Raw genomic sequence first — 16,172 nt, forward strand, 5'->3', positions numbered from 1 at the left:
ATCATTCCTTCTTTTACAGGAATGATGTTAGCTCAAAATATAATTTTCACTAGCCGATGTTAAATTAAATTTTTTTTAAATTATCTAGTTACAATTAAAAATGCGGTATCGATAAATTGAGTCTAAATTTCCATTTCTGTTTATATCACTTAACATTAAACATATAGGTAAAACTCTTTCCATCTTAAGATTAGGACTACCGAGAAACGACATTTCTGATTCAAAGCAATTTCTATGATTCTGGTTCCTAATAATTAGGAACGTCTTTACAATTTCACTTATACGAAGATGCAGATGAAGTATCAGATGTGCTTTCTCCCCTCTGTTTTCCATTTCCAATAGCACTGTGCTAAAAGTTAAGCATCTGAACTCTGCACTTAAGAGTATAATCTTAATATAATCTTATTTTTAAAAAATATTTGCTAAAATTTAACTCCAGAATATTTGAGTAACAATAAGTTACGAGTTACACAGTATGTTTTTAAAGTTAAAGAGCATTTTATTGTTGCTAATAATCAAAACTGACACAGTGCAGTTAGCTTCTCATTTTAAAAGATATAACTCAAAAACTAAAACTAAAAGACAGCATCAGATGATTATGGGGAAGACGGAAAATGAGCACCGCTTAAACTAACATAAATAATTATAAGGAGCATAACACTACTTAATTAAAAAGAAAAAGCAGCTGCTAAAAAATCAATAGCGCTACAACACTGTTTTCTGAGGAACAGTCAACAATCTTTAGCAATGTTATTTTTATTGAACAAAGTGATAAAAGCAGATGCTACAGAAAAAAGAAGAAAGCAATAAAAAATTTATTTTTAAAAGACTCTTATTGCTTTAGATTACAGAGTTATCCGTGTTTTAAGATGAAGATCTAACTCAAATTCAGGAAGTACCCAAAAATAGTTAATTGGATATTCAATTTCACAACTATAAAGTTCACAAGGTTATAAAAATAAAGTTGTAAGATTTGCTAAAGATACTCGATAGGTTATGTCCAAGAATCCATTTTAATTCAAGCAGTATGAATGACTAGAATATCCAGAAAGAATCAAAAGAAATTCGTTAAAGATAGTTTGGTAAAATATTGTCTCAATATACTATAGATCGACTATATTAATTCAGTACTTAAAAAGAACGTAGCTTTTAAGAAGCATAATACACGATTATGCTTTTTCACTGCCGCATTCTAACTACCAACCGAATTTAGACGAGAGTAACCGACCTTAACAACACGATACCTAGATTCTTGTATCATAATATCAAAAAACCAAAAAATACACTGAAAGTGTATTTTGATGATAAGCAATCATTCCACCCACTGATATACCTCAGTAAATTGTACTTGACAAACTTGACATTTTGTGTTGCACCCTTTGGGTTTAGTTAGACGACATATTTTTCGTTTGCGAATCCAGTGCGCTAATAAATAGCGCATGGCATCTGGATGACTACAAAAATAAAGTGACAATTCCTGTAAATCAGCCGATTTTCGTTCTTTTAAAAACGTCTTGATAGATAACAACATTTAAACCTCAGAAAACTTTTGTTCTTTACTAAAATTCAAAAAAGCTGTAGCTAGGTAATTCAGGTAGAGCTAGAACATTGTATTTCTCCTATCAAGGTGAGAAGAAGCATAATATCGCAATAATGCTACCACTATGGTTAATGCTGCTAATAATAGTACAACCCAACATAACGTTGTCCACGGATGATAGGCTATTGTGAGTAATTGATAACAAATAACGGCCAATACATAAGCCAAACCGGTACTCCATAACGCGGAAAATAATGCCCATTGCTTCCCTATTTCGCGTTGCATCACAGCCATTGTCGATATACAAGGAAAATACAATAGAATAAATAACAGATAAGGAAATGCTGCAGTGGCATCGTCGTCGAATTGTTGATACATAACCCCATAAGCTATTTTATCTATCTCATGTGAATCCTTATTTGCTGTTGCTGTAATAGGATTTTTAAATGCATTACCCAATCTACCTAAATTTTTAGGTATTGACTTAACGGCATCAGCCAATCCGCAAAAAAAATCAAATTGCGAAGCGATTTGTTGGGTTACATGACATCGTTCGTTGTACAAGCTATTTAACGTTCCAACCACAACTTCTTTTGCTAAAATACCAGTTGTCAAGCCAATAATAGCTGGCCAATTTTCTCGTTTTATTCCTAGTGGTGTAAATAAAGGGGTTACCATCCGGCCTGCAACAGATAATAAGGATTGCTGATCAGATTCTCGTACCAATTTTCCTCCTACGGTAACTGAATTCAGAACGCCAATAATGGCGCAAACTGGAACAATATAACGGCCTGCCTGAAATAAAAAGTTTTGTAATCGTTGCCACATATGTCGCCATAAAGAACCTACACGTGGAATATGATAAGGTGGCAACTCCATGATTAACGGTGCAGGTTTTCCTGGTAAAATGGTTTTTCTCAAAACTAATCCTGATAGTACAGCCACTAAAATACCTATGCAGTAAAGACCAAAAATAATAATCGCCCCATTCTTCGGAAAAAAAGCGCTTGCAAAGACAGCAAAAATAGCTAACCGTGCCCCACACGACATGAATGGCATCATCATGACCGTTAACACCCTATCACGCTGGTTTTCTAACATACGTGCGCCCACTACGGCTGGCACATTACATCCAAAACCCATAATCATGGGCACAAATGATTTTCCGGGCAAACCCAAGGCACGCATCAATCGATCCATGATAAAAGCTGCACGCACCATATAGCCACTATCCTCTAAGAACGCGAAAAATAAAAACATACCTCCAATGACTGGTGTAAAAGTAATTGTGGTATTAATTCCTCTTCCAATACCTCCAGCTAAAATCACTGTCAGCCAAACAGGGCAATGCCAAAATATTAATAAACGTGATAAACCATCGACAAAAATAGTATTGCTACTGATATCAAAAAAACTTTGAAACGCACCACCAATGTTAATTGAAAATAAAAACATTAAATACATAACACCAAATAATATTGGAATAGCTAAAAAACGATTCAATACAATATAATCAATCCGTTGTGTCAAAGACTGGCATGGCATTTTAGCTAGTTGTGTTACCTGATTCACAGTTTTGTTAACAAACATATATCGCGCATCAGCTATTAAAATGTCAGATTCTTCATTTAATTTCGTTTTGATGAATTGCATTTCTCGCTTACTTTCTTTTAGAATCGATGGATTAACTACTTGCTTTGTAAAATGATCATCTTCTAATAAACGCAATGCTAACCATTGTGCACGAGATACGTGATCTACCATCATCATTTCAGAAAGCAAACAAATAGCTTTTTTAATCTCTATAGGTAGAGGTAAAGCAAATTTTGGTAACATATCTTTTTTTATTATTACGATAGTATCTTTCAGCGAATCGATACCTTTATTTTGGCAAGCAATTAAACTTACCACCGGACAATTTAGTAACTTGCTTAACTGCTTTAAATTAATTTCCAAATTACGTTCCTTCACAATATCCATCATGTTAATGGCTAAAATAGTAGGGATATTCATTTCTAGCAATTGCAATGTAAGATACAAATTGCGTTCGAGATTATTACCATCAATTACATTGATCACAATATCAGCTTCTCCAGACAACAAATACTGGCAAGCAATTTTCTCATCGATAGCACCTTCTTTGAAAACAACACTGGAATATACGCCAGGCAAATCAACAACTTTAATTTGGATTCCTTGATGTTGAAAATAACCATACTTTTTATCTACCGTCAGGCCTGGCCAATTTCCAACCTGCTGACGACTTCTAGTTAGCGCATTGAAAACGGCCGTTTTACCACAATTAGGATTCCCTGCTAAAACGATAGTCATATTCTGACCCATTAATTTACTCGCGCTCGATTTCCAATTGAGCCACTTCATCTTGCTGTAAGATGAGATAAAAGTCACGTACTCGAATTTGGATTGGATCTCCTAGGGGAGCTCGCCGAATGACTTCAAATAATGTGTTAGGTGTTAACCCCATCGCCAGTAATTTCTGACGATATCCCTTATCACCACTACCACGAAATCCCAAAATTCTACCAAATTCTCCAACTCTTAGATTAGATAGAGCCAACACAGTTAATTTTCCTTATTTAGAATAAGATACAAGTTAAATTTCCGGTATTATCCTCCAAGCGGAGGAACGGTGTCAAGTTAATTGAGAATTATTCTCATTTGTCACTTCTCATCACACTCAACAACACACCAATGCTAACTCCAGGATTAAGATTTCTCTCAATTTAATCAAAAAACCATGAAAAAAATGAGTGGCCTTTTCGACAGGAATGAATTTGATCGCAACAGGGGAATCATGCACGAAAGTTTCAACGCCAACAAAAGGAATTAACTCATCTTCCCTGCCGATAATAAGCCACCAAGGACAAATAATATCCGTTAGGGAAGCATAATCGGAATGATTCACAGCAGGAGCAATAGTAATAAGTCTTGCAATAGTGTGATCCGCGTTAGCCACTTTAGCAGAGATATAAGCGCCGAAAGAAAACCCAGCCAACCAAATTTCATCTCTAGGATGATTATATCTAACCCATGTTATAATAGTTTTTAGATCATCAGTTTCTCCGATAGTATTATCATATTGTCCCTCACTATTTCCTACGCCTCGAAAGTTAAAGCGTACTGTTTTTAAACCTAATTGATTAAATGCTTTAGCGATTATGGTTACAATTTTATTATGCATCGTGCCACCATATAGGGGATGTGGATGACAAATGATACCTGTCACAGACTTTTCGACGTTTTTAGGACGGGTGATCATAACCTCCAGTTTTCCAACTGAACCCGCCACTAAAAAAGTGACACCACTTTCAGGACATAATTCCATCACTTATGGATTCTCCAAACTAAGAATACCGGAATTATAATCATACGCAAAAATTTCTGCATAACGCCCCCAATCAATCACGGTAGTTAATACTTCATCGGCTGCTTGCGCACTCAAATAATTTTTTAAATTGTCCAGAAAATGTTTTTCAGAAATTTCATGGTTTGGGTTCTCATTCAACTCTAGACGAATTTGACTTGCTAAAGGAACATAATCAATTAAATGTTGTGCAAATATTTTTTTACGCTCCAGAATATTGGCCTTAGCTAATTGACGTCCCTTCGATGTTAATTCAATATCACCTCCTGAAACATGAGCAAAATGTAATATTTCAAGAGCTTCTATAATAGGAAATAATTCATCCACCTCATAATGTAATTCTTCCGTTAATTCCGGAAGATCCACCTTTTTTTGTTTATAAGAGGATAATGTTTCTATAAAACCTATCATTTCTGAAATAGGTACCTGCGGTAACCGGTATCCTACATTAATCGTCTTAAATTTAACGGCTTCGGGAATAGCCTCTACTGCCGGTTTTGTCATCAACCCATAAATGTTGTCAACAAGACAACGAAATTGAGAATCTTGATCATTTCGCGGATGTGGCAAATCTACTTTCACTTCCGCTCGAATAGTTCCTGGATTAATTGAAAACACCAAAATACGATCACCTAGAAATGCAGCTTCTTCAATATTATGGGTAACGATAATGACATTTTTGATATTGGTTTTACCTGAACGCCAGATATCAATTAAATCGCCCCGCAAATTTTCTGCGGTTAATACATCTAATGCAGAAAATGGTTCATCCATTAGCAATACCTCTGGATCGACCACCAACGCACGTGCTAATCCGACCCGTTGTGACATACCACCTGATAATTCCTTAGGATAAGCCGACTCGAAACCATCGAGCCCAACGATATCAATAGCTTCAAGCGCACGGGCTCGGCGCTCTTCACGTAAAACTCCTCTTGCTTCTAAACCTAATTCAACATTTTCCAGCACAGTCAACCATGGCATCAAAGCAAAATGCTGGAACACCATACTTAAACCAGGCACAGGAGAAACAATAGGCTCATTGTGATAAAGCACCACTCCTAATGAAGGTTTAATTAAACCAGCAATAGTGCGTAACAATGTAGATTTTCCAGAACCTGATTTTCCTAAAATAGCAATGATTTCACCTTCGTTAATATTAAAATTAATACGATCTAATACAAGTAAATCTTGCAGACCCTGTTTTTTAAAAAACTTACAAATGTTCCTAACTTCTATAATTGGAACATTTTTTTTCATGATCGTCACCTCTGACTCTTTAACTTTCTATTTTAGTTGAAATTTTTGTTCTGCTAGACAATATAAGGACCGCCACACACCATGATTAAATGCCAACACATATAGGGACATGACCATAATCGCTAACGCTAAACGTGGAAAATCCCCTTGTTGTGAAATAATAGCGATATATGCACCTAAGCCTGTGGCATGTAAATGAGTGCTCCCCCAGCTCACGGCTTCAGAAATAATGCTCGTATTCCAAGCGCCGCCGGCTGCTGTAATAGCGCCAGTAATATAATGCGGAAATATTGCTGGTAACATAAATCGCTTCCACCACAACCATCCTTTTACGTTTAGTGTGCCAACAACATGATACAGGTTTTTAGGTAATGCCATAGTACCGGCGATTACATTAAATAAGATGTACCATTGTGCACCTAAAATCATTAGAGGTGAAGTATAAGTATTTACGTTCAATGCGAACCGCATGATAAGCATCACCATAATGGGAAATAATAAATTAGCTGGAAATGCGGCTAAAAATTGGGCAATGGGTTGTACAAATCTAGAAACCTTTGGTCGTAAACCTACCCAAACCCCGATGGGTACCCATACAACGGAGCTAATAATAAGTAAAATGGTGACACGTAATCCTGTTATAAAGCCTAAATAAAAAACATGTAATACCTCAGACCAACGTACTTCGGCCAAAATGAAACGCATTAGTAGGTATAGAGCAGTAATCATAGCTAAAATCAGCATGACATTCCAACTAATCGTTAAAAATCGACGTAATAAACGACTATATTCAACTGATTTTCTTACCGGGTGATAACAGAAGAGCCGACAATTAACGATAGCATTTCCACATAAAGAAAAATAATTACCGATAAAACGCAAAAAACGCGTACGCTGAAAGAGATTTAATACCCATGATTGCACTTCACTTCCTCCCACGCTTACTTCAATGCTAAATTTTTCAGCCCAGGCAGCGAGAGGACGAAATAACAATTGATCATATAAAGCGATCACGATGATCATCGTAATAATCGCGTATACTACTGCTAGTTTATTAGCTTGCCCAATAGCCATCCCTATATAGGAACCAATACCGGGTAGAAGAATATTGTGACCGGCAACAGTGATAGCTTCAGAAGCCACTAAAAAAATCCAACTCCCCGACATGGATAGCATGATATTCCATAAAAGACTTGGCATAGCAAATGGCACTTCTACACGCCAAAAACGTTGCCACGCCGATAATTGCAACATAGTTGCAGCTTCTTGCAGATCATGAGGTATCGTTCGAAAACTTTGATAAAAGCTCAAGGCCATGTTCCATGCTTGTGCTGTAAAAATCGAAAACAGTGCTGCACATTCAGGACCTAATAAACTACCGCGAAACAATGCGACAAAAGCAGCTACTGTAATCGTGAGAAATCCAAGCACTGGTACCGATTGTAAGATATCAACAACAGGAATTATAATGCGTTCGGCCTGTCGGCTTTTAGCCGCCCATGTACCAAAAATGAAGGTAAATAAAAGCGAAAAAAACATCGCGATTAGCATACGCAACACAGTACGTAAGGCATAATACGGTAACTCAATAGGATTTAATACAATAGGGATCGTTTGTCCAACATCAAATCGTTCCATCATTGCATTGGCACCATAACACAATAAAATAATAACAGCCAAAACTAATAAAAGAGCAAGCCCATCCCAATAATTAGGAATCGGCCAAGAGGTGGTTTCATTTTTCGTGTAAGTTTTCGTGTAAGTTTTTCTTGAAAGTGGAAACATGTCCCCTCCATTTTTTTAGGAGCAAAAAGGTCCAGCAATATTATTCAAAACGCAGCAATACCACCACGCCCAAAAGAATTAAACCAATAAAGACTGCTCGGAGGTTCTAGGCAAGTATAACGTACCAACACAACTCTGACCTTCCTACCAAGAAGGTTGAATCTAAAAGCTCGTGTACTCTACCCAAGTTTTTTTGAAAAGACAATCTTTTTATTGCTGATACCACTTACTTAAAACTGTTTTAACCGCATCTAATCCTGTACGATCGTAGGAAGAAAATAATTGAAGAGTGATACAATTATTATAAGATGTAAGTTCGGCTTCTACTTCACTGCAGATTTTTTTCGCCACACTTTGGCTTAGTTTATCGGATTTAGTCAGCAAAATATGAAGAGGGATATTATAATCAACAGCCCATTCGATAACATCCGTATCCCTTTCTTTCAATGGATGGCGAATATCCATTACTACAACCAACCCCTTTAAAGACTGGCGTTTCTTCAAATAGCTATCTACCAAATCTTCCCAGCGTTCTTTCACCATCCGTGGAACTTTAGCATACCCATACCCAGGCAAATCTACGAGACGCTGATTTCCATTGAGTGCAAAGAAATTGATCATTTGAGTACGACCAGGTGTTTTGCTGGTACGAGCCAGCCCCTTGATACCTGTAATCACATTCAATGCACTTGACTTACCCGCATTTGACCGTCCAATGAAAGCTATTTCAGCCCCTTTATCCAGTGGAAGCTGCTCAAACTCAGCCACGCTGGTTAGATATTTAGCCTCTTGATAGGCTGGTGACTTAAATTCAGTCATAGTAACGAATAATTTTATGGCTAGAAAAGTTAAAAGTATAACATCATTTGTATAAAATATCTAATAGGGTTGTGGATAGCTTATACAAAGTTTGTTAAACCGATAGCCTATGATTTCGTACTGAAATGTTTTCTTATGAATTCTTCGAAAAAATAGCCATCGCTTTTTGCTACAGATTTGCTGAGATCATTCGTTTTCTATGCTCTATAAAATTTATCATCATGTAATTCTTTACCTATGCCTCATACAGCGATTATCTTTACGACAAGTAGCAAATAATTAAATCTCACAACTTTTTCCTCAAAAAATTGGGCTGTCGTTTACACCTAATTGAAGAGGATTTTCGAGCTTTAGTTTCAGGATCTGGTCAATCAACTTAGAGTTGATCAGATGTAAAATACTTGGAAACGTCTTATTTAGAACGTTTTTTAGATATTTTGATTTAGCATGGACAGCGTGAGCACTTCAAGTTGGTTATTCCGGATCAGACATCATCATGAACACCAAGTTCACTGAAAGGCAATTTTTTGTTTATACAAGATGTTGTTTTTTACTAATTGATGTATACACTCAGTAAAACGCAGAAATATCCAGTCTAAGTATATGGCTTTACGGTACCGGTAAAGTGTGTCCTGTTCGCACTACTAATAGTCGCTAATATTTTGTTTTTCTACAATAGACTCTAATTATATGTTACCACATCGTACAGTATTATCTGTGTAATCCATTTTAACAGGCTGCTCTACTAACTTGTCTTGGAGTATAAAGATAATTATCTCAGCATTAAGTTTAACTATTCACTTAATCCGAGAATCCAAAAGTACTTTAAACAATCTAAGGCAATCGCAAAATATCTAGGAAAAAGGATAAAATAAGTGTAGCATCCACATTGCACAATTAGTGATAACACCGTGATGCGTTTATTAGAGATCCTATCCAACTATCCAAGATCAAAGTACTTGCTGAAAATTAACATCATTACCATGAATTTAAGTTGCTATACCTTCGGATAACTACTTTTGAATTTTTATGCTATATTTTTTCAACGAAAACTAGTTGTTAATTGACTAATATCGTTTCATCTTGGCTAAGATTTTGGTACATATCAGAACAATAATAATCACCGCCCGCTACGTCTATAACTTATCGCTCGCTGTTCTAACTCTTACAATAATTAACCATGTATATTTATTCACCATTTCAGTGTCATTGTTCTTGATTCATTGATATAGCAATGCTTTTATTAATTTAGTTGATTTGCTACTATTTACAATATCGTATTGATAATTTTCATAAGCATCAGTCCATGCTAATTTTCGGATTATTAATGTAAAATCACCAAAACAAACGCGTTTCAACAAATAAAACCGAATATTTGACTGATTTTATCATCACTCGAACCGTATTCTATATACTTCATGGATCAGTAACTTTATTTAATTTTAGGAAATCATTATTAGCGAAAATTTACGTTATTTAATGTTATAAACAACCGTCGTACTTTTAATTTTGCTTTCTTTTTTCTGTGAATTTATACCAAACAGCATCACTATCCAAATTAAAAAACAATCTCGAGTACTTTTATCGTTCTTCAATAATTTCGTTCTTCAATAATTTTAATTTTTTAGAATAATATCTTTAGATAGTACCAGCCTATTAAAAATTAATAGGATAGGAATCGATTCAACTAATTTTGTATAACTTTTAAAACAATTTCGTAAGCTTATCATACTTTCATTTGCTCAACGAAACTAGAAGTAATAATAACAAATTATTAATCAGCATAGAAAACCGCTTTACTAACTTATTTGAATTAACATCATTTTTTCCTTAATGCAAGCTAAGCTATTGACAAGAAATAAAAAGTATTGTTAATAAAGGCACAGGCAACAACAGATGATACTCTTATGTTTGAGTAATTATCCGATGGTGAATCAACCTTCTTTGTTATTTCTTGTTATCTTCTATTTACTTGTCATACAAATAACAAGCAATAATATCATTTGTTAATTCTTTAATGTTAAGCAACTAGAATAGTTTTCTCTGACTCTTGACGTTTATTTTTAGCATTTCCAAAATTATCATCAAAATATACTGACTAGAAATCAAAACTAATAAACGATTTTGCGTGTTGATAATGTAGAAGCTTTACTTAAAGCTTCAATTTTTCTGAAAATTAGCGTTAGATTCATTACATTACATTCGACACAAAAAAACTAGCATCCGATAGCATAATAATACCACGTTTATGCTGCATTTAATACATATTGTTTATTTATATCTTAGTTATTTTTTATATTGCACCAACAAACTAGTTAATACCAATCGTTGATTATCATGCACACATATGCTGGAAAAAATTTATCAGCTATGTAGATTTAATAGATTAATTTATTAGACCAATATATTATTAGTACAATCATCTATATTAAAAAAATCCATAGGTTTTTTCGGTATTTATGCCGCAGTTTCGAGGTAATAAGGGCTATAATACTATACTAGATTCAATTAACCTTGTCGGGAAAACAAGGTGGTAAGGAAAAATCTTAATAATTCATAACAAGTTTTCAATTTCCTAAATAATATAAAGTTCACCGATGAAAATCATTATACGATTAGTAGCGCGATAAAGTAGTTTTTCGCATAGATAGTAGCAATTTTACATTCTTCTCTAGAAGATAATAAATCACTAATTGGACAACTTAAATCAGTTGTTTTTTAATTTCAAATTAAGAATGAGTTAAGCACGAGATAATGCATGTAAAAGTATTATAGAGAGTAGATATCTTCGCTATCTGTCTTTCTTTAATATCCATGTTATATAAACTTATTTTTTTAATTTTTGAAAAGTATTTAATAAGATACTATTATTGGTGCGATATGGAAATAGGCAATCAAAAACTGGTCGAGAAATTCAAACCAAATCGTAATCTTTTAAGATCATGATTACATAATGCTGCACTTAAAAGTGAAAGAATCGATATAAGTCACCGTATGTAATATTAATTCTAAAAACTACAATCACGGTCTTAGGTATCGTTTTCTTTGATATGATCATAGACAGTCTGCTAAGATCTTTCTGTATTAGTTAAATACCATTATATCTTATGTATTCGCCTATTCATCCATTTCAAATATTTTGATATCTGTATCACATACTATAGGTCCCAACTCATCTTCGCAATTTCTCAAAAATATCCTATCCAATATTTCACTCTGACTATTTTCAATACTTGCTTAAGAATACTCTTATTTCCATACTTATAATGACATTAATAATGACATTTACCGCCGCTCGATGAATAACCAAAAATACTAGTATTATATGCACTATTCAGTCTTCAATTAAAAGATTTCTTAAATAAATTTATAATATGGTTGAATCATTCACAGATCTCATTACATGAATGTTATATACCTCGATTTTATTCTGTTATCAAATAAAATCCGTCTTTAATTTATAAAAACCTTCTCATTACAAATAGAAAGGTCTTACTTCATTTGACAATTTGTTTTCATCTTATCCGTGCATATACAGGATAAAACCTAGCATTCCGCTCCTTTCTATCCTTTCGAACCTAATTTTTTTTGTTATTTATTTATATTTGACTAAGTATTATCATGATTTTAAGCACAACATGAATTGGCAAAAATCACAATATAATCGAATAATATTAACTTAATAAAGGGAAAGATAAACGTAGAGGTCAAATAGTTCGTTGTTTTTCGGTTTCTTTAGTTAACTTTTAAAATCTGATCGAACTTCTCCGCTTTCCCACAGAAATAATTGTAACACAATATAATTTTGTAACACAATATAATTGCACACAATACAATGTTTAACTCGTGATATTCGCAATATTTCCTCAGTAGTTTATACTCGATACACACAGCAAGCCATTTCCTTACAAACCCATGGTATAATTTAGCAAGGTATTTTGTTTCAACATTCACTGGATTTATTGCAGATATGCCCTTATGATCATTGATTGCAATTGATACACAAATATCAACATCCTTGATAACATGACTGGTATATCGTGATAATACTTATAATAAATAGTTACGATAATTAAAATAAAGAATAAATATGAAGAACTCCGATGCCTTCTTGGCAAAAGATAAGCCAATTTTGGTATTCACCCAGATTTATCCAATTCTAGATATAATCTTTAAGTAGGGTTGATGATTAAATGTCTGGAAAGTACTATTTCATGCATCCAACGTGCTATATGCGGCATTGTTTTTGAAACTTTATTTAAGCCACAGTGGTAAAATAATGTCCCACACAGTCTTATGAGCAATTGCTACATTAAAGAAAGAGTGTCATAACTTGGGCCTGAATCTGATAACGTACTTCATTTGTCGAGTAAATACAGAATATTTGCTTTTACCAAAATACGTAGAGATAGTTTATGAATGTATATTCATAGAAAACGCTGTCCTAAATATACCTAGGAAATTCCTACATCTTATAACAAGCATTTTAGTGATATCTAATTTACTATTACTTTAAATCGCGAGTAATCGACGGTAATAGGACACGTGGTAACTTGCTGAATAATCAGCATATTATCTTCACTTCCTATAATTGTAATCACCATTATAATAATGAATCAAATAAGAAACAGTGGCAGTAAATGCGTCATGTCCTTTATCTAAAGGGGTAACAGCATTTACCTTTTTCACAGTAGGGTGAACAAAAATCATCAGATTTTTTTAATTCATAAGATTTTTCTTAATTCATGTTGTAATTTTTATAGTAGAATACATTGCTTAAAGTCAGCATATCGTCAAAGATAAGAATTTTGTCTTCATTTTCCTTTTTTATCTTTGATCTTAATCGTCAGTCAAATCATCCATTATATTACTAACAACTAACGAACAATTTATATCACTGATATCAGTGGTTGAGTTATCGAAGCCCGATTTAGTCTCACTTTTAATTAAGTCTCACTTTTAGTTAAAATATGGCGTCTTTTTTACCATCACCGATTATCAAGATATATTACTTAATATAGATATCAAATAGTAATAAAGAGAGGTATAACTAGAATATACAGCATGGATGTATATTCTAGTACCTGCACTAGAACAGACACACTATCGTTCGAAGTAAAGCGATATACCTATATATAAATCCGATAAAAAAGTGTGGTATCTCGGCTTGGAAACATAGTATTTCACGTGTATAATCGTTACATTATTGAGTCACTTGTAACATTATAATTGAGTCACTTGTAACATTATATAGTTTCTCATTAGTCGTAATCACATTATTACTTTTCTCTGTCTCAATCAAAACACTATACTATGTTATCGTTGACTCTATCCCACAATGCTAAAACTACTATTCTAGATTTTCCCTTTGATATGTATTTAGAGCATTCGATCAATTTTTAAATCTGGATGTACAATTTATTGCATTGTTGCTATTACAAAATAACATTAATTGTCTTAAATTAATTATTTTTTCCTCGAACTTGATTAGTTGCTTGCAACGACTACAAAGATGGTAACAAGTATTTTTAGTGTTGGCATGATTAATCTATATCATTTAAATGCATTAGCATCTTAAGCATTTGATAGAATTATATCATTGGAAGACTAGCAACTCGTTAACAACAATCAATTCGTTAGTAGCAACTCGGTTAATATTAGCTACACTTCCAACTATGATTAAAAGTCATGACCAAGGTATTTTCAGTTCATGAGCAATGATACCTCTCCATGCTTGATTAATAACAATAAAATAAAATTAAATTGACAGAAATACGTGCATAATTACTGTATTTGGTCTCTTTGTCTTCCTGCTACTGACTTGCTACTGACATAATATTCCTCCACGTTCTTTTCTGTGCTATTAGAATAATAACTCGTCCTGTCAGAATAACAGTTCAGAATCTAAGGAATTGCCAAAGTATCTGATATTGCATCAATTGACGTCGGATTGTTGAAAATATATAGTCAGTTTCGCATTCATTTTTTTGTACGCAAGAATTGATGATTGTATTCTTTGCAATCAATTAAGCAATTGTTTGAACAACCGCATGGAAAATCTGCAACATGAACTTTATCCTTTAAAATACTGCTAAAACAAGATAAGTTGATAATACTTAAGACAGAAGTAGTGATAATGATTGTAAAGTAAAGGAACAGATAAATGCTTTCATGTGTAACAGGCAGAAGAAACAGGCCACTATAAACCAATTTAAAAACCGTTGAATGAGAAAGCGTTTTCCTTCATAATAATGATATCTTCTGATCAAACTCCTCCAGGTACCGGTTGAACCTTGAGGATTTGTGGATCTAATTCACCCTTCTTATAACGGCTCGCCATTTTTTCCAGTGAGATAATTTTGATTTTTTCTACCTGTCCAACAGTCCCGAAGGCTTCATAGCGTGCTTTGCAAATTGCTTTCATTGCTTTAAGTGCTTCGCCCAAATATTTCCGTGGATCAAATTTGGAAGGATTTTTAACAAGATAATGACGAATGGCACCTGTGGATGCCAATCGCAAATCGGTATCGATGTTAACTTTGCGTACACCATAGCGAATCCCATCTTGAATTTCTTTTACGGGTACGCCATAAGTTTTTGGCATTGCACCACCATACTCATTAATTACTTGCAACCATTCCTGTGGCACTGAAGAAGAACCGTGCATAACTAAATGGGTATTCGGTAAACGCTCATGAATTGCTTTAATTCGATCGATCGCCAGCACTTCAGCTGTTGGCGGTCGGGAAAATTTGTACGCTCCATGACTAGTACCAATAGCAATAGCCAATGCATCTACATGGGTTTTATTAACGAAATCAGCAGCCTGGTCAGGATCCGTGAGCATTTGTTCACGCGACAACTCACCCTTAGCACCCGAACCATCTTCTGCTCCAGCCTTTAAAGTCTCTAAGGAGCCAAGACAACCTAACTCACCTTCAACAGAAACACCACAAATGTGAGCTATTTTTGTCATTAAAGCAGTAATTTGTACATTATATTTATAGCTCGACGGCGTTCTTTGGTCTTCTAATAAGGAACCATCCATCATGACGGAAGTAAATCCGAGTTGAATGGAACGCTGACACACTGCGAGAGAAGCACCATGATCCTGATGCATACAAATAGGAATGTGTGGCCACTCTTCCATAGCTGCGATAATTAAAGCACGAATAAATTGCGGACCGGCATACTGTCGTGCACCTGTAGAAGCTTGCACAATCACGGGGCTTTTTGTCTCATCTGCTGCTTCCATAATTGCCCGCATTTGCTCTAAATTGTTAACATTAAATGCTGGAACCCCATAACCATGCTCTGCTGCATGATCGAGCAGCTGTCGCAATGTGATAAGCGCCATACTCTTTCCTCTGTTTACCCAATACA

Annotated in this window: 8 protein-coding genes; all 8 read right to left on the reverse strand. The window is 34.4% G+C overall.

Annotated elements, in window-relative coordinates; genetic code table 11:
- Positions 1–1,312: 1,312 nt before the first annotated feature.
- Positions 1,313–1,531 (reverse strand): FeoC-like transcriptional regulator, encoded by a 219-nt coding sequence (locus CEAn_RS03195; protein ID WP_211923755.1) that lies wholly within the window; start codon positions 1,529–1,531, stop codon positions 1,313–1,315.
- A 69-nt stretch (positions 1,532–1,600) separates the two neighbouring features.
- Positions 1,601–3,871, reverse strand: coding sequence for a Fe(2+) transporter permease subunit FeoB (feoB, locus tag CEAn_RS03200; protein WP_244670059.1), 2,271 nt, complete (start codon positions 3,869–3,871; stop codon positions 1,601–1,603).
- Positions 3,872–3,887: 16 nt separating this feature from the next.
- Positions 3,888–4,121, reverse strand: coding sequence for a FeoA family protein (locus tag CEAn_RS03205; RefSeq protein ID WP_211923757.1), 234 nt, complete (start codon positions 4,119–4,121; stop codon positions 3,888–3,890).
- A gap of 117 nt (positions 4,122–4,238) precedes the next feature.
- Positions 4,239–4,886: an alpha/beta hydrolase gene (locus CEAn_RS03210; protein ID WP_211923758.1), complete on the reverse strand. Its 648-nt coding sequence runs from the start codon at positions 4,884–4,886 to the stop codon at positions 4,239–4,241.
- Between the two features lie 3 nt (positions 4,887–4,889).
- Positions 4,890–6,185, reverse strand: coding sequence for an ABC transporter ATP-binding protein (locus tag CEAn_RS03215; RefSeq protein WP_211923759.1), 1,296 nt, complete (start codon positions 6,183–6,185; stop codon positions 4,890–4,892).
- A 27-nt stretch (positions 6,186–6,212) separates the two neighbouring features.
- The gene (locus tag CEAn_RS03220) at positions 6,213–7,970 is read right to left on the reverse strand and encodes an ABC transporter permease (RefSeq protein ID WP_211923760.1); all 1,758 of its coding nucleotides are present in this window, start codon (positions 7,968–7,970) and stop codon (positions 6,213–6,215) included.
- Between the two features lie 210 nt (positions 7,971–8,180).
- Positions 8,181–8,789 (reverse strand): ribosome biogenesis GTP-binding protein YihA/YsxC, encoded by a 609-nt coding sequence (yihA, locus tag CEAn_RS03225; RefSeq protein WP_211923761.1) that lies wholly within the window; start codon positions 8,787–8,789, stop codon positions 8,181–8,183.
- A 6,265-nt stretch (positions 8,790–15,054) separates the two neighbouring features.
- Positions 15,055–16,146 carry a class II fructose-bisphosphate aldolase gene (fba, locus tag CEAn_RS03230; protein WP_211923762.1) on the reverse strand — a complete coding sequence of 364 codons (1,092 nt, stop codon included), beginning with the start codon at positions 16,144–16,146 and terminating at the stop codon, positions 15,055–15,057.
- Positions 16,147–16,172 lie beyond the last annotated feature (26 nt).

It is taken from the genome of Coxiella endosymbiont of Amblyomma nuttalli, assembly GCF_018107685.1.
In the GTDB taxonomy this organism is placed as follows: domain Bacteria; phylum Pseudomonadota; class Gammaproteobacteria; order Coxiellales; family Coxiellaceae; genus Coxiella.